Here is a 21,072-nt window from a genome sequence, read left to right as displayed (position 1 = left end):
GCTGTGCGCGAGGGGGGAGTTGAACCCCCACGCCCTTTCGGGCACTGGCACCTGAAGCCAGCGCGTCTGCCTATTCCGCCACTCGCGCGAATCCACCTGACGGCGAACTCAACCTCCCGAGGATATCACGCGTCGACCGCCGCGCAGAATCGCCCGTCCGGAGGGGCCTCCCGCGCACGTTCAGCCTGTGCAATTAGCATGGTCGCACCGGTCGGCGAGCCTGAGGAGCCCCGTGGGACTACTTGACAGCTTCGAGAAGGGACTCGAACGCGCGGTGAACAGCGCGTTCGCGAAGACCTTCCGCAGTGGCGTTCAGCCTGTCGAGATCGCCTCCGCGCTGCGGAGCGAGCTCGACGCGAAGGCCGCGGTCGTCAGCCGTGACCGCATCCTCGCCCCCAACACCTTCGAGGTGCGCCTGGCGCCGGCCGATCAGGAGCGCATGCAGGCGCTGGGCGCCGCCCTCGACGACGAACTGCACCAGCTGGTCGACGAGCACGCCGCCGCCCAGGGATTCAGTTTCGCCGGTCCCGTGACCATCGACATCCGCGCCGACGAGCAGCTGTCGACCGGCACGGTCCGCGTGGCCAGCCGGACCGCCGCCGGCGGCCAGGTGACCTGGCGCGGTGTGCTCGAGGTGGCCGGTGAGAGCCACGCCCTGACCCGCGGGCGCACGGTGATCGGCCGGGGGACCGACGCCGACGTCACGATCACGGATGCCGGCGCCAGCCGCCGGCACGCCGAGGTGCTGTGGGACGGCGAGCGCGCGATGGTGCGCGACATGGGCTCGACCAACGGCACCAAGCTCGACGGTCACAAGATCAGTGAGGCGCGGCTCGCACCCGACGGCGTCATCACCATCGGTCGCACCGACATCACCTTCCGAGTCGTCGCGCAGGCGGCACCGCCCCGGCCCCCGCTGCCGCCGGACGACGCGACGCGCGTCTTCGACATCGGAGGCCGCCCGTGAGTGAACTGACCCTCCTGCTGCTGCAGATCGGGTTCCTGATCCTGCTGTGGTTCTTCGTGTTCTCGGTCGTCTACTCCTTGCGCGCCGACCTGTTCGGGGTGAAGGTGCGCAAACTGCCCGAGCCCGCCGCCACCCCGCCTGCCGCCGCACCGGCGCACGCCGCCACCGCGCCGGTGGCTCCGATGGCACCGGCCGGCAAGCCCTCGCGCCCCAAGGGCCCGGAGAAGGCCACCCGCGACGCCGTCGCGCGCATCGTGATCACCAGCGGCCCCAAGACCGGACTCGAGCTTCCGCTGGGGAGCGAACCGCTCACCATCGGCCGCTCGAGCGAGTCGGGCCTGGTCATCCGCGACGACTACACCTCCAGCCACCACGCCCGCCTCCTGCTGTGGGGCGAGCAGTGGATGATCCAGGACCTCGACTCGACCAACGGCACGTGGCACGACGGCGAGCGGGTCACGACCCCCGTGCCCGTCATCGTCGACGCCCCGATCAAGGTCGGCGCCACGACGTTCGAGCTGCGGAAGTAAACGGCGCCACCCATGGTCTTTGAGGGCTCGAGCGCCGCCATCTCGCACACCGGCAAGGTCCGCTCCAACAACCAGGACTCCGGCTACTGCGGCTCGAACCTGTTCGTCGTCGCCGACGGCATGGGCGGGCACGCCGGCGGGGATGTGGCCTCGAGCCTGGCCGTACGGCGCCTGCAGGAGCTCGACCGCCCCTTCACCTCGAACGCCGAGGCCGAACGGGCCCTGCGCGAGGCCATCGCGGACACCGCCGCCGAGCTCATCGACACCGTGGCCCGCAAGCCCGAGCTGGCCGGCATGGGGACGACCGTCAGCGCCCTCATGATGGTCGAGGACTACGCCGTCATCGCCCACATCGGCGACTCGCGCCTCTATCTCTACCGCGACGGCGCGCTCACCCAGATCACCGCGGACCACACCTTCGTGCAGCGCCTGGTCGACTCCGGCCGTATCACGCCCGAGGAGGCGCGCTACCACCCCCGGCGCTCGGTGCTCATGCGCGTGCTCGGCGACATGGACCCCGACCCCGAGGTCGACACGTTCATCATGCCGACCCAGCCCGGCGACCGGTGGCTGATCTGCTCCGACGGTCTGTCCGGCGTCGTCGACGACACCCACACCGCCAAGGTGCTCGGCCAGGGCCTGGCCCCCGGCCGCACCGCCGACCTCCTGCTCAAACAGGCCCTCGACGGTGGCGCCCCCGACAACGTCACGGTCGTGCTCGTCGACGTCGGCGGCAACCACCCGCTGTTCAGCGGCACCCCCACCATCGTGGGTGCGGCGGCCGCCCCCACCGGCGTCGAAGTGCCGGCCGCGCGCACCGGCCGGGTCGGCGGCTGGTTCCACCCCGCCCGGCAGGCCGCCAACGAGCCCACGCACTTCGAGCCGTCGAGCGAGTTCCTCGAAGAGCTCATCGAAGAGGACCGCCGGCGCGCCCGACGTCGCCGCGTGTGGTGGAGCATCGGCTTCCTCACCATCATCGCCGCACTCGTGGCGGCGACGTTCATGGCCTACTCGTGGACGCAGACGCGCTTCTTCGTCGGCGCCGACGACGACACGGTCGTGATCTTCCGCGGCATCCAGCAGGACATCGGCCCGATCAGCCTGTCCGACCCGTACCACGACACCGGAATCCTGCTGGCCGATCTGCCCGGCTACCAGCGCACGGCGGTCGAGCAGACCATCTCGGCCCGCTCGCTCGCCGACGCCGAGGCGATCGTCGACAACCTCAGACCGCGAACGGAGACGACGCCATGACGTCCGCCCCCGTCGACACCGACACGACCGTCGTGAAGGCACTCCGCAGGCTCCGGATGCCGCAGACGCAGCGCAACCGCGAGCTCGGCCTGCTGCTGTTCTCGTTCGTGATCACCGCCGCGGCCGCGGCCCTCGTGCAGCTGGGCACCCGCGAGACGCTCGATGTCACCTTCCTCTACTACTGCGGCGGGCTGGGCCTGCTGACCCTCATCCTGCACATCGTCCTGCGCCTGAAAGCGCCGCAGGCCGACCCGTTCGTGGTGCCGATCGCGAGCGTGCTGTCGGGTCTGGGCCTGGCCATGATCTACCGCATCGACATCGCCCTGGGCGACGAGGGGTGGGATGCCCTCTCGACCCGGCAGCTGGTGTGGGCGGCGATCGCGGTCGCGGGCGCGGTGGCCGTGGTGATCTTCCTGCGCAACTACCGCGTGCTGTTCCGCTACACCTATCTGTTCGGCCTGACCGGCATCCTGCTGCTGCTGCTGCCGTTCGTGCCCGGGCTCGGCGTCGAAGCCGGGGCCGACGTGTGGGTGTCGATCGGCGGCGTCTTCTCGTTCCAGCCCGGTGAGCTGGCCAAGATCTGCCTCGGCGTCTTCTTCGCCGGCTACCTCGTCCGCACCCGCGAAGCGCTCACCTCGGTCGGGCACCGGTTCCTCGGGATGACGTGGCCGCGGCCCCGCGAGCTCGGTCCGCTGTTGGTGGTCTGGCTCGCTTCGATGGCCATCATCGTGCTGCAGCGCGACCTCGGCACCGGGCTGCTGCTGTTCGGCATGTTCGTCGCGATGCTGTACGCCGCGACCGGCAAGACCAGCTGGGTGCTCATCGGCGTCCTGCTCGCGGTGGCCGGCGCCCTCGCCGCCTCCCGCGTGCTGCCCTATGTGGAGGCCCGCTTCACGAACTGGCTCGACGCCTTCAACCCCGACCTCATGGACAACTCCAGCCACCAGCTCGTCAACGGCCTGTTCGGCTTGGCCCAGGGAGGCCTGATGGGCACCGGGTGGGGTCAGGGCCGGCCCGAGCTCACCCCGCTGTCGTGGAGCGACTACATCTTCCCGAGCCTCGGTGAGGAACTCGGCCTGATCGGCCTGTTCGCGATCCTGCTGCTGTACATGGTGTTCGTCAGCCGCGGCATCCGCATCGGCGTGGCCGGGCAGGATGACTTCGGCAAGCTGCTGGCGATCGGCCTGTCGTTCACGATCGCGCTGCAGGTGTTCATCATGGTCGGCGGAGTGACCCGTGTCATCCCGCTCACCGGCCTCACGACGCCCTTCCTGGCCGCGGGCGGCTCGTCGCTGGTGGCCAACTGGCTGATCGTCGCGCTGCTGCTGCGCATCTCGGATGCCGTGCGCTCCCGCCCGCGGGTGGTGATCGGATGACCAAGGAGATCCGCCGCCTCAGCCTGGTGATGCTGTTCATGTTCCTGGCGCTGTTCGCCTCGACCAGCTACATCCAGGTCATCGGCGCCGACGAGCTGCGCACCAACGAGCACAACCGGCGCGCGCTGTACGACTCGTACGAGGTGCAGCGCGGCACGATCATCGCCGGCGGCAGCGTCATCGCCAGCTCTGTGCCCAGCGACGACGTGTACAGCTGGATCCGCACCTACCGGGACGCCCAGATGTGGGCTCCGGTGACCGGGTATATCAACCCGGTGCTGCAGTCGTCGACCGGTCTGGAACAGGCCATGAACGCCGTGCTCAGCGGCACCGACGACTCGCAGTTCCTGAGCCGGCTCGAGCGCATCATCACCGGGCAGCCGCCACGCGGATCCAACGTGATGCTGAGCCTGCTGCCGCGCGGCCAGCAGGCCGCATTCGAGGCCCTCGACGGCTACGAGGGCGCGGTCGTGGCGATCGAGCCCGACACCGGGCGCATCCTGGCCCTGGCCACGAGCCCCAGCTTCGACACCAACCTGCTGGCCTCGCACGACGCGCAGGCGGTCAACACGGCCTACGAACAGCTGGCGGACGATCCCCTCAAGCCCCTCTCCAACCGTGCGATCGCCGGCAACCTCAATCCGCCGGCATCCACGTTCAAGCTCGTGGTCGCCTCGGCCGCGCTCGCCTCGGGCGACTACACCCCCGAGTCGACCTTCCCCAACCCCGCCGCCTACACCCTGCCGGGCACCGACAATGTGCTGCGCAACTGGGACGGCGGCACCTGCGGGCCGGGCGAGGAGGCGAGCATCGCCACCGCGCTGCGGCTGAGCTGCAACATCCCGTTCGCGCAGCTGGCCGTCGAGCTCGGCGACGAGGCGATCCGCGAAGAGGCCGAGAAGTACGGCTTCAACCTGTCGTTCGAGCTGCCGCTGACCTCGACCGCGTCCGTCTATCCCGAAGGGCTCAACGACCCGGAGACGGCGCTCAGCGGCATCGGCCAGGGCGACGTGATCGCCACGCCGCTGCAGATGGCGATGGTCGCGGCGGGCATCGCCAACGACGGGGTCGTGATGAACCCGCGCATGGTGGATGCCGTGGTGGCACCGGATCTGACCGTGCAGCAGGAGTTCGAGAGCACCGAGTTCGGCCAGGCGCTGTCGCGCACCCTCGCCGGTCAGATGACCGACATGATGGTCAGCGGTGTCCGTGAGGGCGTCGCCAGCGGTGCAAGAATAGACGGGGTCGACGTGGCCGGGAAGACCGGCACCGCCGAGCATGGTCCCGGTGATCCCTACACCCTGTGGTTCACCGGGTTCGCACCCGCAGATGACCCGGAGGTCGCCGTGGCGGTCGTGATCGAGAACGGTGGAGGGCTCGGCCAGTCGGGTACGAGCAACGGAATCGCGGCTCCGATCGCGAAGAAAGTCATTGAGGCGGTGCTGAGCAGATGAGACCGACGCAGGGTGTGAGCTTCGGCGGGCGCTACGAACTGGACTCGCGGATCGCGATCGGCGGCATGGGCGAGGTCTGGGAGGCCACCGACCATGTCATCGGACGCACGGTCGCCATCAAGATCCTCAAAGACGAGTACATGGGCGATCCGGGTTTCCTCGAGCGGTTCCGTGCCGAGGCCCGCCACGCCGCCCTCGTCAACCACGAGGGCATCGCGAGCGTCTTCGACTACGGCGAGGAGAACGGCTCGGCGTTCCTGGTGATGGAACTGGTGCCCGGCGAGGCACTGTCGACGATCCTCGAGCGCGAAGGCTCGCTGTCGACCGACAAGACGCTCGACATCGTCGCGCAGACCGCACAGGCGCTGCAGGCGGCCCACGCCGCCGGCCTCGTGCACCGCGACATCAAACCCGGCAACCTGCTGATCACCCCCGACGGCCGCGTGAAGATCACCGACTTCGGCATCGCGCGCATCGCGGACCAGGTCCCGCTGACGGCGACCGGCCAGGTCATGGGCACCGTGCAGTACCTCTCGCCCGAGCAGGCGTCCGGGCACCCGGCATCCCCCGCCACCGACATCTACTCGCTGGGCATCGTCGCGTACGAGTCGCTGGCCGGCAAGCGTCCGTTCACGGGTGAGTCGCAGGTCGCCATCGCGATGGCGCAGATCAACGACGCCCCGCCGCCGCTGGCCGCGACGGTGGCCGAGCCGGTGCAGAACTTCGTGATGAGCATGATCGCGAAGAAGCCCGAAGACCGCCCGGTGTCGGCCTCGGCCGTCTCGCGCGCCGCCACCGCGCTGCGGCGCGGCGATGTCGCGGGCGCGGCGGCGATCGTCCCGGCCATCGCCGGCGCCGAGACCGTCGACGAGGTGACGCAGCTGCTCACCCCGACCGGCGACGACGCCACCACCCGCCTCATGCCCGCCACCGCTCCGGCACCCGTGGCCGGTGACGCCGACGGTTCGGCCAAGAAGAAGCGCAGCCCGTGGACGTGGCCGCTGGTCGTCCTGATCGTCCTGCTCCTGCTCGTGCTGGGCGGCACCCTGTGGGCGCTGCTCGGCAACCCGGGCGAAGCCGATCCGGTGAACACGACCCCGGCGAACACCCAGACCGAGGATGAGCCCGAGCCGACCGACACCGAGACCCCGGCCGCGAGCGTCGACATCACCTCGCTCGGCTTCCTCGGCCGCACGTGCGATGAGGCGATCGCCATCGCCGCCGAGAACGACCTCACCGGCGTGGTGTGCGAGACCGGCAGTGCGGCGCCGTCCACCGACCAGGTCGGCGTCATCTACGAGATGAACCCGGTCGCCGGCAACGTCGGCCTCGACGACCGCATCACCCTCACCGCGTACGACGACGTGACGCCCATCGGCACGCCCCCGGCGGCGCAGATCCAGGTGAACGGAGCACCGGCATCCACCGTCGAGCTGGGTTCGACCGTGCAGGTGACCTGGCCGAGCTTCAACTGCCCGTCCGGCACCGGCTCGCCCACCAGCTATAACCTCGAGGTGATCAACGGCACGTTCGAGATGAACGGCCAGACCAACGCGTCGTTCAACGCCGGGGACCGCCCCGCGCAGGTCACGGTGACCGGGGAGCCGACCCGTCTGCTCACCGTCACGTACACCGTGACGTGCACGATCGATGGCGCGTCCGGCCGTGACTCCGACAGCGCACCGGAAGCGACCGCCACCATCGCCCCGGCGCCGACCGAGGAGCCGCCCGCCGCCGAGGACGGCGAGGGCTCCGCCGACGAGGGGTGACCGCCCCCAAAAGGGTGTCAGAACCGGTCGGATAGGCTGAGGCCTGTTCAGCCCAGGGAGAGAAGTGTCAGCAGAGCCGCGCGTCCTGTCGGGCCGTTACCGACTCGATGAGCTCATCGGCCGCGGCGGCATGGCCAGCGTGTACCGCGGGCAGGACCTGACCCTCGGCCGCGAGGTCGCCATCAAGGTGCTCGACAAGGAACTGGCCGCCGACAGCGCCTTCCGCACCCGGTTCCGCCTCGAGGCCCAGGCCGCCTCCCGCATGTCGCATCCCGCGATCGTCCGTGTCTACGACGCCGGCGAAGACGCGGAGGTGCAGGTCGACGGGTCGCGTCGCCCCGTGCCGTTCATCGTCATGGAGCTCGTGCGCGGCCGGCTGCTGAAGGACATCATCGCGGCCGGCCCGGTCACCGTGGCGGATGCCATGCGTTACACCGACGGCATCCTCGAAGCGCTGGAATACTCGCACCGCGCCGGCGTCGTGCACCGCGACATCAAGCCCGGCAACGTCATGGTCACCGGCCAGGGCCAGGTCAAGGTGATGGACTTCGGCATCGCGCGCGCCGTGTCCGACTCCTCCTCGACGGTCGCCGAGACCACGGCGATCATCGGCACCGCCGCCTACTTCTCGCCCGAGCAGGCCAAGGGCGAGCCCGTCGACGGCCGCGCCGACCTGTACTCCGCGGGCATCGTGCTGTACGAGCTGCTCACCGGCCGCCCGCCCTTCCGCGGCGACACCCCGGTGGCCGTCGCCTACCAGCACGTGAGCGAGACCCCCATCACCCCCTCCGACGTGGTCGACACCGTGCCCCGCACGCTCGACGCCGTCGTGCTGCGCGCCATCGCCAAGGACCCGTTCCAGCGGTACCAGACCGCCGCGGAGTTCCGTTCGGCGCTCGATGCCGCCGGCGACGGCCGCACGCCCAGCCGCCGCCAGGTGAAGACCCTCACCAGCGAGCTCTACGGGGCGAGCCCCCGTCAGGCGGCCGAGACCGCCCGGTCGCTGCGGCAGCTCAGCACCGACACGACGATGACCCGCACCCAGACGGGGCCGCCGGTCGCGTGGATCTGGACCGGCGTGGCCGTGCTCGCGGTACTGCTCATCTCGCTGCTGATCTGGGTGCTGACCATCCAGCCCGGGTCGCAGATCCCGGCCAACGCCCGCCTCGTGCCCGACGTCGTCGACATGTCGTGGGACCGGGCGAACGAGATCCTGCTCGAACAGGATCTGGAAGCCGAGCGGCTCGAGGAGAGCAGCGAGCACATCGCCGAGGGCAACGTCGTGCGCACCGACCCGACCACCGGCACCTCGGTCGAGCGCGGCCAGACCATCCGGGTCTACGTGTCGACCGGGCAGGAGATGGCCACCGTGCCGCAGCTGATCAACCTGTCGCGCACCGAGGCGGCGGCGGCGCTGTCCGACGCCGGGCTGACGCTGGGTGCGGTCACCAGCCGCAACGACCCCGATCTCGCCGAGGGCACCGTGATCTCGGCCGCCTACGACGAGGGCACCGAAGTCCCGCTGGGCACCGTGGTGAGCCTGGAGGTCGCCAGCGGCAAGGTCACGATCGACGACATGAGGACCTTCCCGCTTGAGGCCGTCGTCGCCGAGATCGAGGAGCTCGGCCTCACGGCGGAGGTCATCGAAGACCCCGGGTGCGCGGCGAATGCTGCCGGTTCCTATGTCGCCTCGCAGACGCCGGTGGGCGACGTGCCGATCCATTCGACCGTGCAGTTGACGGTCTGCACCGGCGAGTGACCGCGGCCCCACCCGGGCGTGGTCAGGCGATCTCGCGGTGCGGCGTGAGCCGCGCACCCCGCTCGGCGGCGCCTGACAGGCCCACGCTCTCGAGCCAGTTGCCCAGCAGCCGGTAACCGCCCTCGGTGAGCACGCTCTCGGGGTGGAACTGCACACCGAGGAGGGGCAGGCTCCGGTGGGCGATGCCCATGATCACGCCGGAGTCGGTACGCGCGGTCGCCGTCAGCTCGGCCGGCAGCGTCTCGGGCACGATCGCCAGTGAGTGGTAGCGCGTCGCGGTGAACGGGTCGGGCAGTCCCGCATACAGCACCGACCCGTCGTGGTGCACAGCCGACGTCATGCCGTGCATGAGTTCGGGCGCCTCGCCGACCGTGGCCCCGAACGCTTCGCCGATCGCCTGATGTCCGAGGCACACGCCCAGCAGCGGTGTGCCCGCCGCGGCACACTCCCGCACGAGCGCGATCGACGCGCCGGCGCGCGCCGGGGTTCCGGGTCCGGGAGAGATGACGATGCCCGCGTACCCGGCGCGGGCCGTGGGCGCCGCGTCGATGGCATCCGCTTCAACCACCTCGCACCCCGCACCGAGTTCGCGCAGGTACCCGACGAGGGTGTGCACGAAGCTGTCGTGGTTGTCGACGACGAGGACGGAGGTGGTCATCCGATCATCCGCCGAGCGTGGATTCGGTCGGCGTGATGAAGTGCGAGATCCACGGGAAGGCGTGGAAGAACAGGCCGTAGAGGATCGCGGCGGCCGCGACGAGGAGGATGAGCACGCGCACCCACGCCGGCCCGGGCAGGATCCGCCACAGTGCTGCGTACATCAGGCGGCCGCCTCTCCGGTCAGCGCCGCGGGCGGCCCGTCGGCGCGGGGGGTGAACTCGTCGAACAGCGCGTACGCGATGATGCGCTCGAGCATGTTGAGCTTGGGGGCGCAGCTGGTCAGGGTCAGGTATCGACCGTCCGCGGACAGGTCGGCGCGCTGCGGCACCGGCAGCAGCACCTCGACCTGCGAGGCCTGCACGTATTCGAGGGTGCGGAACCGGTACGTGTACCAGCCCTCCTTGGTCTCGACCACGATGGCATCGCCGACGACGAGCTTGTCGATCGGGTCGAACGGCTGACCCGAGGTCCAGCGGTGGGCGGCGTAGACGGTGTTGCCGACCTCACCGGGCATGGCGGTGTCGGGGTAGTGGCCGATGTGGCCCTGGTCGAGGATGTCGGGGCGTGTGACCCCCGCGGTGATGGTGAACTGCCAGTCCGCGCCGAACCGGGGGATCTTCATGACACCGAAGTCGGTGCCGTGGCCGGGCTGCTCGAGGACGGGGATCACCGGCTCGGCCGGTTCACCGGCATCCGTGGGCGTGGGGGCCGGCTCGTCCGGCGGGACACTCTCCCACTCCTGCGCCCACTGCTGCGACAGCGCCTGCGCCTCCGCCTGCTTCTGCGCGCCGATGATCATGTCGCCGATCCACATCTGCCACGCCACATACAGCAGGGCGACCACCCCGACGGTGATCAGCAGCTCGCCGATGACGCCCACGACCGACACGCGGCGGCGCGGGCGCGCCTGTGCGGCGCGCGCACGGCGGGTCAGGGGAGCGCTGGACGGTTCCACGTTTCGGATTCTCGCATAGCAAGCTGAATCAGAGCCGCCGGGTAGACTCGGACCATGGCACGTTCAGACAAGGGCGATGAACCTCTGACCCCGAACACCGACGGGGAGCCCGTCCCCAATCCGGTGTGGTTCAAGCCCATCATGCTGGGGCTGATGATTCTGGGGCTGGTCTGGGTTCTCGTGTTCTACCTCAGCGGCTCGGTGTACCCGATCCCAGGCATCGGCGCGTGGAACCTCGTGGTCGGTTTCGGCATCGCCTTCGTCGGCTTCCTGATGACCACCCGCTGGCGCTGACCGGCATCCGTCCACAATCCATTCACATGTGAATTACACCGGTGTGATTCATCCCCACCTGTGGATGAACCTGTGGATAACTCACACGTAGAGCACGGCGGGGATCGCCAGCAGCGCGAGCAGCCCGACCGCGGTGGCCACCAGCAGCCACACCTGCGTCTTCTGCTGCCGCACCGCGCGCGTGCGCGCGAAGATGAAGCCGACCAGCAGGCCGACCAGGCCGCCGCCGATGTGCGCCTGCCACGAGATGTTCGATCCGGGCAGGAACGTGATGACCAGGTTCAGGCCCAGCAGCACCGCGATCGCGGTCACGTTCGCGCCGATGTGCCGGCCGATGATGAACATCGCGCCCAGCAGACCCCACACCGCGCCGCTCGCCCCGACCACCCAGGTGCCCGGTGCCAGCAGCGCCACCAGCACGGAACCGCCGAGCGCGCTGAGCAGGTAGAGCGCCAGGAACCGCCACCGCCCCAGCAGTGGTTCGAGGCTGCGGCCCAGCGCCCACAGCGCGAGCATGTTCAGCGCCACGTGCCAGATGCTCGCGTGCACGAGGGTCACCGTGAGCAGCCGCCACGGCTGGAACGCGGGACTGGGCAGGACGAATGCGCTGTTGAAGGCGAGCAGCCATTCCACCTGGGCGCCGATCTGCGGGATCATCCCGACCAGGTACAGCGCGCTGGTGAGGATCACCAGCGCGTAGGTGAGCATCGGCCGTGAGTCGCTGCGGCGGACCGGTCGCAGGTGCCGCGGCATCCGCTTCACCGTGGCGGCGTGCGCCTTCTGCTGCTTGCGCTGGTCCTCCTGCTGCGCGGCCAGGCACTCCGGGCAGATCACGCCCACCGGCAGCGGGGTCTGGCACTCGACACAGATCGTGCGCAGGCAGCGCTGGCAGAGCACGAAGCTCTGCCGGTCAGGATGCCGGTAACAGAAGTTCTCGGGATTGCTGCCGAAGGCGGTGCTCACGGGTAAGCGGGCTCAGACCGTGGCGATGTCGATGGACGAGAGAACGACGTCGTCGACCGGACGGTCACCGGGGCCGGTGGGCACCGCGCTGATGGCGTCGACGACCGCGCGCGAGGCGTCGTCGGCGACCTCGCCGAAGATCGTGTGCTTGCCGTTGAGCCACGGCGTCGGGTCGGTCGTGATGAAGAACTGCGAGCCGTTGGTGCCCTCGGGCTGACCGGTGATGGCGTTGCGACGCAGACCCGCGTTGGCCATGGCCAGCAGGTAGGGCTTGGCGAAGGTGAGCTCGGGGTGGATCTCGTCGTTGAACGTGTAGCCCGGGCCCCCCACGCCCTGGCCGAGCGGGTCGCCGCCCTGGATCATGAACCCGGGGATGATGCGGTGGAAGATCACGTCGGAGTACAGCGGGCCCTCGCCGGGCTTGCCGGTGGCCGGGTCGGTCCACGCCCCGGTGCCGTCGGCCAGTCCGACGAAGTTCTGCACCGTGCGGGGTGCGTGGTCGCCGAAGAGGTTGACGACGATGTCGCCGTGGTTGGTGTGCAGAGTCGCGACAGCGGTGTGGAACGTCATACCCACCATTCTCACATTTGCAAGCCCCTGTTGCGGCCGGTGTCGTCTGGCAAGATGGGGGAAAACGTCCCAGATCTAGGGAGGGCCCCGTGAGCCTCAGCCGCAAGCGCAAGAAGGAGCTCCGTAAGCTCCAGGAGCAGGCCAACAACCTGTGGGAGGACCAGCAGGTGCTGCTGACCCAGGCGGGCCAGATGGCCCGGGAGGCCGGACGCCAGCTCGGCAACTACAACCGCGAGCACATCCAGCCGGTCGTCCAGCAGAAGTACGAGCGCTACGCGGCGCCCTATGTCGACCAGGGCCTGAAGACCTCGCAGAAGCTCTACAACGAGAAGCTCGTCCCCGCCGCCGGAGCGGTCATCGGGTCGGCGCTGTCGGTGTGGGATGCCGCGAGCGAGAAGCGCGAGCGTCTGGCCGCCGGCCGGGGATTCGGCGAGCTCGACCTGGCCGCCCTGCAGAAGAACGCGGCCAAGCGCGCCAAGAAGGCGTCGAAGGACCTGCGGGTCAACGTCGCGGCGCCCGCGCAGAAGAAGAAGGGCATGGGCGCCGGTGGCGTCATCGCCCTGATCCTCGGTGCCGCCGCGGCGATCGGTGTGCTCTACGCCGCCTGGCAGACGCTGCGCGCCGACGACGAACTGTGGGTGGCCGACGACCCCCTGCGTGCGCCCGACGCCTGACGTGACCGAAGGTCTCGACCGAGTCCGCGACGCCGCCGCGCGTCGCGGACTCGTCATCGATGTGCGGGAACGGCCGGATGCCCGCAGCCTCCCCGAGGCCGCGGCGCTTCTGGGGATCGAGCCGGCCGACATCGTGAAGACGCTCGTGGTCAAGCGCTCGGACGACACCTATCTGTTCGCGCTGATCCCGGGTGACCGCGCGATCTCCTGGCCGAAGCTGCGCGCGGTGGTGGGCGTGAACAAGCTGCGCCTGCCCGAGCCCGAGCTGGCCCTGGCGGCCACCGGGTTCGAACGCGGGACGATCGTGCCGGTGGGCAGCACCACCGAGTGGCCCGTGTACGCGGACGCGTCCATCGTCGGGCGGCGCATCGCCCTGGGCGCGGGGGCACGCGGGTACAGCATGTTCGTCGACGCCGACGCCCTCATCGCCGCCTATACGGCCACGGTCGCCGACATCTCGCAGCCGGTCGAGGGCTGATCAGCCGACATCCGCCATCTTGATGGCCACGTCGACGAGTTTGACGTGGGGGATGCGACGGACCTCCGACAGCGGGAACCACTGCGCACGGTCGGTCGATCCGCCCACCTCGTTGCGCAGCCGGCCGCCCGTGATGTGGGCGCGGTAGATGATGCGCAGGGCGTGGAGCGGCTCCATGCTCCCGGCGGTCAGGCGCCGGGCGGCGGGGATGACGCGCGAGTGGATGCCGAGCAGCCCGTCGAGACTGACGCGGAAGCCGGTCTCCTCGCGCACTTCGCGCCGGGCCGCGGCCTCGGGGTGCTCGCCGTCCTCGATGCCGCCGCCGGGAAGGGTCCAGGCACCGCGACGACCTTCGTGCCAGTGCGCGAGCAGGATGTTGCGCGTCTCGTCGATGATGACGGCGTAGGCGGCCACCCGCAGATCCATGCGCTCACCCTAGCGAGTGGGCACGCTGGCGGGCACGCTACCCGCGGGAGCGCCCACCGAACCCGGCGGCCAGCAGCGGCAGAGCGGACACTCCCATCAGGATGCCGCCCAGCACCGGCACCGCCGGCAGGGTGAGCGCGCCGCCGACGAGCAGCCCGGCGAACAGCACGGCCGCGATGCCGCGCCGCACGAGGACCTCGATGTGATCGAGACGGTTCTCGACCCGCGAGGTGTCCACGCGGACGGTGCCACGGTCGAAACCGTCGAGCAGATGGTCGATCCGGTGCGGCAGGCGCCAGAGGATGCCGGCGTTGCGCGCCGTCTGGGCGGCGAGATCCTGCACGAGCCCGCCGCCTTCGGTGCGCAGCAGCCGCGTCGCGTACGGTTCGACCGGCGTCCAGATGTTGAAGACGGGGTCCAGGCTCGAGCACATGCCGGACGTCAGGGACACCGCCCGGAACAGCAGCAGCAACTTCTCCGGCAGCTGCACCGGCAGCGCGCGCACGGTGTCGCCGAACTCGGCAGCGAACTCGGCGAACTCGCGCGGGTCGACCTCGCGCAACTCGGCGAACCCCATCCCGCCGAACCGGGCGAAGAGGGTGGCCAGTGCGCGTTCGAGCTCGACGGTGTCGCCCCCCGGCAGCAGGACGCCGATCTGCTGCGCAGCGCGGACGAGACCGGCGCTGTCGCGCCCGGCGACAGCGACCAGCAGCGTGCGCAAGCCGTCCCGGATCGACGAGGGGACCTCTCCCATCATCCCGAAGTCGACGAAGGTGATGCGGAAGCCGGTATCGGTCGCCTTGTCGGGGGCGACGAACATGTTGCCCGGATGCGGGTCGGCGTGGAAGAACCCGTGGGTGAACACCTGGTCGAGCATGATCTCCGCGAACACCATCGCCACCTGCGCGGGGTCGATGCCGGCCGCACGGAGGGCGACGGTGTCGCCGATCTTCACGGCGGTGACGTCCGAGAGGGTCAGTACGCGCCGGGTGGTCCGTTCCCATGCGACGACCGGGGCTCCCACGCGCGGGTCGCCCGCGAACATGTCGGCGAACCGCTCTGCATTTCCGGCCTCATGCAGGTAGTCGATCTCTTCGCCGGAGGTCCGGGCGAACTCCTCCACGAGCGCGGGAGCGTCGACCCGGCGGGCGACGAAACGGATGCGGCTCAGCCACGCGGCGATGCGCCGCAGGGCGGCGAGGTCCACGCTCACCACTTCGTCGATGCCAGGGCGCTGCACCTTGACGATGACGTCGGCGAATCCCACATCCGCCTCACCTTCAGCGGTCAGGCGTGCGCGGTGCGCCTGTCCGAGTGAGGCGGCGGCCACCGGTGCGGGGTCGAACCACGCGTACGCGCGTTCCAGCGGCATCCCGAGCTCGCCCTCGGCGACCGGACGGATCTCGGCGAACGGCACCGGGGGCACTTCGTCCTGCAGTCCGGCCAGCTCGTCGGTCACCTCCGGCGGCAGCACGTCAAGGCGGGAGGAGAGGAACTGGCCGACCTTGATCATGAGCCCGCCGAGGGCGACCGCCAGCACGTGGAACCGCTGCGCGGCCTCGCGCATCCGTGCGGCGCGGGTGCGCACGGCGATGCGGCCGAACCCGATGCGGGGCAGCACGAGCTCGAACCACCATGTCTGCAGCAGGAGCCGGGCGGCGAACCCGAGGATGCGTCGGTATCGTGCGCGGTGCGCGCCGCGGTGCATGCGCGCTCCGTTCAGTCGGCGGCGAGGATGGCGTACAGCTTACGGCGTGCGTCGTCGAGGATGCCGACCGCCTGCTCGACCTGTTCGGGCGTTCCGGTGCGGCCGACCTGTGCGGCGGCGGCCGCCAGCTCCATGCCGGCCTTCGGCAGTGCGGCCAGGTGCGCACCCGGACGGGACGAGGAGGTCTCCCACGGCGCCTGCTTGTCGGCGTCCGCGGCGGCGGCTCTTCCGGCATCCGTCAGCGAGTACGTCTTGCGCCCGTTCTGCTCCTCGGCCTCGATGAGGCCTTCGTCGGCAAGCAGCTGCAGAGTCGGGTACACCGAACCGGCGCTCGGCTTCCACGTGCCGCCGCTGCGGTCGGAGATCTCCTGGATGATCTGGTAGCCGTGCATGGGCTGCTCGGCCAGCAGCGCGAAAACCGCGGCCCGCACGTCGCCACGCTGCATGCGCGGAGGGCTCGGGATGCGCTGTTCGAAGGCGGTGCGCAGCTGGGACAGGGCGTCCCAGATCGCGGCTCCCGGGCCGGCGTCGGCACCGCTGCCGAAGCCCGAGGAGCTGTTGCCGAACATGCCGGAGGGGAACTGACCGTTCATGATGTGACCTCCCGATCGATATCGAACGATACTCGACGATATATCGTTCAGACCTGGAACGGAACGAGGGTGTAGGACTTTTGCGTCACCCGAGCCGGCCGCGGCGTGCGCGGGCGCCGAAGGCGTCGAGTGCCTGCAGGATGTCGGGTGCCGCCCAGATGCGGTTACGGCGACCGGAGGAGACCTTGACCAGCACCCCGGCATCGACGAGACGGTCGATGGCGTTCTGTGCGGCGACGTCGCTCACTCTGGCAGCCTCGGCGATGGTCTTCGCGGTCACGACCGGCTGTCGCAGCAGGTGCTCCTTGACGCGGTGCACCGACGAGTCGCTCCGAGCGGTCACCAGCTCATCCCACCGCGACGCCACGGTCTGGATGTCGTCGACCAGGGCGCGGCTGTTGTGCACGGCGCTGAACGAGGCGTTCACGACGGTCTCGAGGATGGGCCGGAGGTCGCCTTCGCGGTAGGCCGACAGTGCGGCGAAGTAGCCATCGAGGTCGGCGAGCAGTCCCGCGGAGACGGGGACGGTGACGTTGCGGGTGAGTCCGCCGTGGCGGAGCATCCCCTGCAGCAGTGCGCGGCCCGTTCTGCCGTTGCCGTCGGGGAACGGATGGATCGTCTCGAACTGCGCATGCGCGACCGCTGCCTGGATGAGTACGGGGATGTCGGTGCGCTGTGTGAAGACGATCAGGTCGCCCATCAGTTCAGGCACGCGCTCGTGGTGCGGTGGGACGAAGGTCGCCGCGTGGGGAGAGATCGCTCCGCCCCCGATCCACACCTGCTGGTCACGCCAGCGGCCGACGAACTGCGGAGCGCTCTCACGCAGGAGGGCGTCGTGCATGGCGAGGATCGACTCCTCCTCAATCCGGTCCGCCAGCGCCAGCGCGGCGTGCACGGCGCGGACGTTCGCGACGACGAGGTTCGCGTTGCCTGAACTGGACGCCCCGATCTCGGCGAGGGCGACCTGCTTCGCGCTCGAGGTGAGGTTCTCCACCTCCGAGCTGGATGCCGATTCGGTGCGGAGGAGGATCGACGCAAATGGCGCGGCGATGAAACCGGCCTCCGCGTCGAAGCGGGCCAGCTCCGCGCTCGCGTCGTCGGCGGCCGCGGTCAGTTCACTGTCGAGGGCGACCGTCAGCTCGGCGATGTGCGGCGGCACCGCCGCAGAGTAGGGGCCGCGGGCCTGTAGCAGCACGCGCCGCGAGGCGACCTCATCGCCAGAGCGCTGCCAGGGCCGCTCTTCATGACCGACGGCCGGCCACGAAGACGAATCACCCGTTTCCGCTGTCATGCGACCACGATACCTAAGGATGCGTGATTATAGTTCGGTATGGGTGCAGTGTGGCAGCGGGGCGACGCGTTCATCAACGAGAAAACCCCGGAATCACGGGGATCCGGGGTTCTGACTGACTGTGGAGCCTAGGAGATTCGAACTCCTGACATCCTGCTTGCAAAGCAGGCGCTCTACCAACTGAGCTAAGGCCCCGAACGGGTCTTTCTGTGGGGCTACCAGGACTTGAACCTGGGACCTCTTCATTATCAGTGAAGCGCTCTAACCGCCTGAGCTATAGCCCCGAATGGAGATCGACGTCGTGCGTCGTCAACCTCCAAGACTTTACCTGATTCGGGGGCGATCCCGAAATCAGGTCAGTTGGACGTGAAGCCGACCAGCAGCCCGCCGGTCACCTTGACCATGAGGTTGTAGATGCCGGCGACCACGGCGCCGAGCACCGTCACCACGATGAGGTTCAGGATCGACACGATCGCCGCGAACGCCATCACCTGCGGCAGGTTCAGGAACGACTGGATCCGGAAGCTGCCGTCGGTGAAGGCGACGAAGATCTCATCGAGCTGCGCGATGATGTTCGTCGACTGCAGCACCATGAACACCAGGAAGATCGACACGATCGTGACGATCGCCAGGGCCACCGCCGCCAGGAACGACAGCTTCACGGCCGACCAGAAGTCCACGTACACCAGGCGCAGGCGCACCTGCTTGGCGCTGGTCTTGCTCGACGACTTCTTGGCGAGCTTGTCGGCTACGGTGCTCATGCGTCAGGTCAACTCTCTTCGGATGCCACCGGCTCGGTGTCGTCGGCGGTGGGGGTCTCGTCTTCGGATGCCGCCACTTCGGTCACGGCGCTCTCGCCGTTGCGGGCGATGGCGAGGATGCGATCGTCTTCATCCGGACGTGCGAACACGACTCCCATGGTGTCGCGACCCTTGGCGGGCACCTCGGCCACGGCAGAGCGTACCACCTTGCCGCTGGCAAGAACCACCAAGACCTCGTCGTCCTCGGAGACGATCAGACCCCCGGCCAGCTCGCCTCGATCGTCGTTGAGTTTGGCGACCTTGATGCCCAGACCGCCGCGGCCCTGGACCCGGTACTGGCCGACCTCGGTGCGCTTGGCGTAGCCGCCCTGGGTGACCACGAACACGTACCCGTCCTCGGTGACCACCGACGCCGACAGCAGGCTGTCGCCCTCGCGGAACGACATGCCCTTGACGCCCTCGGTAGACCGCCCCATCGGGCGCAGCGACTCGTCGTTGGCGGTGAAGCGCAGCGACATGCCCTGACGGGAGATCAGCAGCAGGTCGTCGGTCTCGTCGACGAGCATGGCGCTGACCAGTTCGTCGCCGCCGGTCTCCTCCTCCTGCCCGCGCAGGCGGATCGCGATGATACCGCCCTGACGGTTGGTGTCGTAATCGGTCAGCGCGGTCTTCTTGATCTTGCCGTCGCGGGTGGCCAGCACCAGATACTGCGCCGCCGCGTAGTCGCGGAGCGCGAGGATCTGGGCGATCTCCTCGCCCGGCTGCAGCGCGAGCAGGTTCGCGACGTGCTGACCCTTCGCGTCGCGGCCAGCCTCGGGCACCTCATACGCCTTCGACCGGTACACGCGGCCCTTCGTCGTGAAGAAGAGCAGCCAGTGGTGGGTCGTGGTGACGAAGAAGTGCTCGACCACGTCGTCGGCGCGCAGCTGCGCACCCTTGACGCCCTTGCCGCCGCGGTGCTGCGACCGGTAGTTGTCGCTACGGGTGCGCTTGATGTAGCCGTCGCGGGTGACGGTGACCACCATCTCCTCTTCGGGGATGAGGTCCTCCATCGACATGTCGCCGTCGAAGCCGTGCAGGATGTGGGTGCGACGCTCGTCGCCGAACTTGTCGACGATCTCGGTGAGCTCCGCGCTGATGATCGTGCGCTGACGCGCCGGCGAGCCGAGGATGTCGTTGAGGTCGGCGATCTTCAGCTCGAGCTCGGTGGCCTCGTCGATGATCTTCTGCCGTTCGAGAGCCGCGAGGCGACGCAGCTGCATCGACAGGATGGCGTCGGCCTGCTCGTCGTCGATCTCGAGCAGAGCCTTCAGGCCCTCGCGCGCCTCGTCGACGGTGGGCGAGCGGCGGATCAGCGCGATGACCTCGTCGAGCGCGTCGAGCGCCTTGAGGTAGCCGCGCAGGATGTGCATGCGCTTCTCGGCCTCGGCCAGGCGGTACCGCGTGCGCCGCACGATGACCTCGACCTGGTGGTCGATCCACAGCGTCACGAACGCGTCGAGCGGCAGGGTGCGTGGCACCCCGTCGACGATCGCGAGCATGTTCGCGCCGAAGTTCTCCTGCAGCTGGGTGTGCTTGTAGAGGTTGTTCAGCACGACCTTGGCCACCGCGTCGCGCTTGAGCACGATCACCAGGCGCTGGCCGGTGCGGTCGCTGGTCTCGTCGCGGATGTCGGCGATGCCGTGCAGCTTGCCGTCGCGGGCGAGGTCGCGGATCTTCGCGGCGACGTTGTCGGGGTTGACCTGGTAGGGCAGTTCGGTCACCACGAGGCACGTCCGCCCCTGGATCTCCTCGACCTCGACGACCGCGCGCATCGTGATCGAGCCGCGGCCGGTGCGCTGCGCCTCGCGCACGCCCTTCGTGCCGAGGATCTGCGCGCCGGTGGGGAAGTCGGGTCCGGGAATGCGGGCCATGAGCGCGTCGAGCAGCTCTTCACGCGTGGCATCCGGGTTCTCCAGGGCCCACAGCGCACCGTCGGCGACCTCGCGCAGGTTGTGCGGCGGGATGTTGGTGGCCATGCCCACCGCGATGCCGACCGAGCCGTTGACCAGCAGGTTCGGGAAGCGGGCCGGCAGGACCGTGGGCTCCTGGGTGCGCCCGTCGTAGTTCTCCTCGAAGTCGACGGTGTCCTCGCCGATGTCCCGGACCATCTCCATGGCCAGCGGGGCCATCTTGGTCTCGGTGTATCGGGGGGCGGCGGCGCCCATGTTGCCCGGCGAGCCGAAATTGCCCTGGCCGTCGGCGAGCGGATACCGCAGTGACCACGGCTGGACCAGGCGCACGAGCGCGTCGTAGATGGCCGAGTCACCGTGCGGGTGGAACTGGCCCATGACGTCGCCGACGATGCGCGCGCACTTGGAGTACGACTTGTCGGGACGGTAGCCGCCGTCGTACATGCCGTAGATGACGCGGCGGTGCACCGGCTTGAGGCCGTCGCGCACGTCGGGCAGCGCGCGCCCGACGATGACGCTCATCGCGTAGTCGAGGTAGCTGCGCTGCATCTCGACCTGGAGGTCGACCTGGTCGATGTTGCCGTGCTCGTACCCGGGAGTCGGGCCGGGGCGTTCTGCGTCAGTCATTCACATACCTA

General features: G+C 69.4%; 21 protein-coding genes and 3 tRNA genes. 10 read left to right on the top strand and 14 right to left on the bottom strand.

The genetic code is table 11. The features are described from left to right. Positions 1-4: 4 nt before the first annotated feature. Positions 5-88: transfer RNA gene (locus ACQ143_RS07825), tRNA-Leu, on the bottom strand. Positions 89-232: 144 nt separating this feature from the next. Between ACQ143_RS07825 and ACQ143_RS07820 the strand changes: the two genes are divergently transcribed. From ACQ143_RS07820 to pknB, 7 genes are all read left to right on the top strand, one after another. Next, the gene (locus tag ACQ143_RS07820; protein WP_449570118.1) at positions 233-967 is read left to right on the top strand and encodes an FhaA domain-containing protein; all 735 of its coding nucleotides are present in this window, start codon (positions 233-235) and stop codon (positions 965-967) included. Further along, positions 964-1,497, top strand: coding sequence for an FHA domain-containing protein FhaB/FipA (locus tag ACQ143_RS07815; RefSeq protein ID WP_449570117.1), 534 nt, complete (start codon positions 964-966; stop codon positions 1,495-1,497). The genes ACQ143_RS07820 and ACQ143_RS07815 overlap by 4 nt, the downstream gene beginning before the upstream one ends. 12 nt (positions 1,498-1,509) lie before the next feature. Further along, the gene (locus ACQ143_RS07810; RefSeq protein WP_449570116.1) at positions 1,510-2,751 is read left to right on the top strand and encodes a Stp1/IreP family PP2C-type Ser/Thr phosphatase; all 1,242 of its coding nucleotides are present in this window, start codon (positions 1,510-1,512) and stop codon (positions 2,749-2,751) included. Then, entirely contained in the window at positions 2,748-4,127 is a 1,380-nt protein-coding gene (locus ACQ143_RS07805; RefSeq protein WP_449570115.1) for an FtsW/RodA/SpoVE family cell cycle protein, read from the top strand. The genes ACQ143_RS07810 and ACQ143_RS07805 overlap by 4 nt, the downstream gene beginning before the upstream one ends. Beyond that, complete coding sequence (locus ACQ143_RS07800) at positions 4,124-5,581, top strand: peptidoglycan D,D-transpeptidase FtsI family protein (protein ID WP_449570114.1); 1,458 nt, start codon at positions 4,124-4,126, stop codon at positions 5,579-5,581. Before ACQ143_RS07805 ends, ACQ143_RS07800 begins: the two co-directional genes overlap by 4 nt. Beyond that, positions 5,578-7,350: a serine/threonine-protein kinase gene (locus ACQ143_RS07795; protein WP_449570113.1), complete on the top strand. Its 1,773-nt coding sequence runs from the start codon at positions 5,578-5,580 to the stop codon at positions 7,348-7,350. Before ACQ143_RS07800 ends, ACQ143_RS07795 begins: the two co-directional genes overlap by 4 nt. Positions 7,351-7,414: 64 nt before the next feature. Further along, positions 7,415-9,109 (top strand): Stk1 family PASTA domain-containing Ser/Thr kinase, encoded by a 1,695-nt coding sequence (gene pknB, locus ACQ143_RS07790; RefSeq protein ID WP_449570112.1) that lies wholly within the window; start codon positions 7,415-7,417, stop codon positions 9,107-9,109. A 22-nt stretch (positions 9,110-9,131) separates the two neighbouring features. On the opposite strand, the gene ACQ143_RS07785 is transcribed toward pknB, so the two are convergent. From ACQ143_RS07785 to ACQ143_RS07775, 3 genes are read right to left on the bottom strand one after another with little or no spacing between them, the layout of a single operon-like run. Next, a complete protein-coding gene (locus tag ACQ143_RS07785) occupies positions 9,132-9,767 on the bottom strand; it encodes an anthranilate synthase component II (protein ID WP_449570111.1) in 636 nt (211 codons plus the stop codon). Positions 9,768-9,771: 4 nt separating this feature from the next. Then, positions 9,772-9,930: a hypothetical protein gene (locus ACQ143_RS07780; protein WP_449570110.1), complete on the bottom strand. Its 159-nt coding sequence runs from the start codon at positions 9,928-9,930 to the stop codon at positions 9,772-9,774. Next, positions 9,930-10,724, bottom strand: coding sequence for a class E sortase (locus ACQ143_RS07775; protein ID WP_449570109.1), 795 nt, complete (start codon positions 10,722-10,724; stop codon positions 9,930-9,932). The genes ACQ143_RS07780 and ACQ143_RS07775 overlap by 1 nt, the downstream gene beginning before the upstream one ends. Positions 10,725-10,778: 54 nt before the next feature. Between ACQ143_RS07775 and ACQ143_RS07770 the strand changes: the two genes are divergently transcribed. Beyond that, entirely contained in the window at positions 10,779-11,018 is a 240-nt protein-coding gene (locus ACQ143_RS07770; protein ID WP_449570108.1) for a cell division protein CrgA, read from the top strand. Positions 11,019-11,099: 81 nt separating this feature from the next. Here the strand turns inward: ACQ143_RS07770 and ACQ143_RS07765 are convergent, their stop codons facing one another. Both ACQ143_RS07765 and ACQ143_RS07760 read right to left on the bottom strand, forming a co-directional pair. Beyond that, positions 11,100-11,981, bottom strand: a complete 882-nt coding sequence (locus ACQ143_RS07765) for a rhomboid family intramembrane serine protease (protein ID WP_449570107.1) — start codon at positions 11,979-11,981, stop codon at positions 11,100-11,102. 12 nt (positions 11,982-11,993) lie between these two features. Then, complete coding sequence (locus ACQ143_RS07760; protein WP_449570106.1) at positions 11,994-12,551, bottom strand: peptidylprolyl isomerase; 558 nt, start codon at positions 12,549-12,551, stop codon at positions 11,994-11,996. Positions 12,552-12,640: 89 nt separating this feature from the next. On the opposite strand from ACQ143_RS07760, the gene ACQ143_RS07755 reads away from it, so the two are divergent. After that, positions 12,641-13,225 carry a DNA helicase gene (locus ACQ143_RS07755; protein ID WP_449570105.1) on the top strand — a complete coding sequence of 195 codons (585 nt, stop codon included), beginning with the start codon at positions 12,641-12,643 and terminating at the stop codon, positions 13,223-13,225. Between the two features lies 1 nt (position 13,226). Continuing rightward, positions 13,227-13,703: an aminoacyl-tRNA deacylase gene (locus ACQ143_RS07750; protein WP_449570104.1), complete on the top strand. Its 477-nt coding sequence runs from the start codon at positions 13,227-13,229 to the stop codon at positions 13,701-13,703. Here the strand turns inward: ACQ143_RS07750 and ACQ143_RS07745 are convergent, their stop codons facing one another. From ACQ143_RS07745 to gyrA, 8 genes are all read right to left on the bottom strand, one after another. Continuing rightward, the gene (locus tag ACQ143_RS07745; protein WP_449570103.1) at positions 13,704-14,129 is read right to left on the bottom strand and encodes an NUDIX hydrolase; all 426 of its coding nucleotides are present in this window, start codon (positions 14,127-14,129) and stop codon (positions 13,704-13,706) included. Positions 14,130-14,166: 37 nt separating this feature from the next. Further along, entirely contained in the window at positions 14,167-15,837 is a 1,671-nt protein-coding gene (locus tag ACQ143_RS07740; protein ID WP_449570102.1) for an ABC1 kinase family protein, read from the bottom strand. 11 nt (positions 15,838-15,848) lie between these two features. Continuing rightward, positions 15,849-16,430 carry a PadR family transcriptional regulator gene (locus ACQ143_RS07735; RefSeq protein ID WP_449570101.1) on the bottom strand — a complete coding sequence of 194 codons (582 nt, stop codon included), beginning with the start codon at positions 16,428-16,430 and terminating at the stop codon, positions 15,849-15,851. 85 nt (positions 16,431-16,515) lie between these two features. Further along, positions 16,516-17,721 (bottom strand): Fic family protein, encoded by a 1,206-nt coding sequence (locus ACQ143_RS07730; RefSeq protein ID WP_449570100.1) that lies wholly within the window; start codon positions 17,719-17,721, stop codon positions 16,516-16,518. 122 nt (positions 17,722-17,843) lie between these two features. Continuing rightward, positions 17,844-17,916: transfer RNA gene (locus ACQ143_RS07725), tRNA-Ala, on the bottom strand. Positions 17,917-17,931: 15 nt separating this feature from the next. Continuing rightward, positions 17,932-18,005: transfer RNA gene (locus ACQ143_RS07720), tRNA-Ile, on the bottom strand. A 72-nt stretch (positions 18,006-18,077) separates the two neighbouring features. Continuing rightward, a complete protein-coding gene (locus ACQ143_RS07715; protein ID WP_449570099.1) occupies positions 18,078-18,482 on the bottom strand; it encodes a DUF3566 domain-containing protein in 405 nt (134 codons plus the stop codon). An 8-nt stretch (positions 18,483-18,490) separates the two neighbouring features. Continuing rightward, positions 18,491-21,061: a DNA gyrase subunit A gene (gene gyrA / locus ACQ143_RS07710; protein WP_449570098.1), complete on the bottom strand. Its 2,571-nt coding sequence runs from the start codon at positions 21,059-21,061 to the stop codon at positions 18,491-18,493. Between the last annotated feature and the right edge of the window lie 11 nt (positions 21,062-21,072).

This window comes from Microbacterium pollutisoli, from assembly GCF_053586795.1.
Note: the sequence above shows the minus strand (reverse complement) of the source record. Positions and strands in the feature narration are given on the sequence as shown.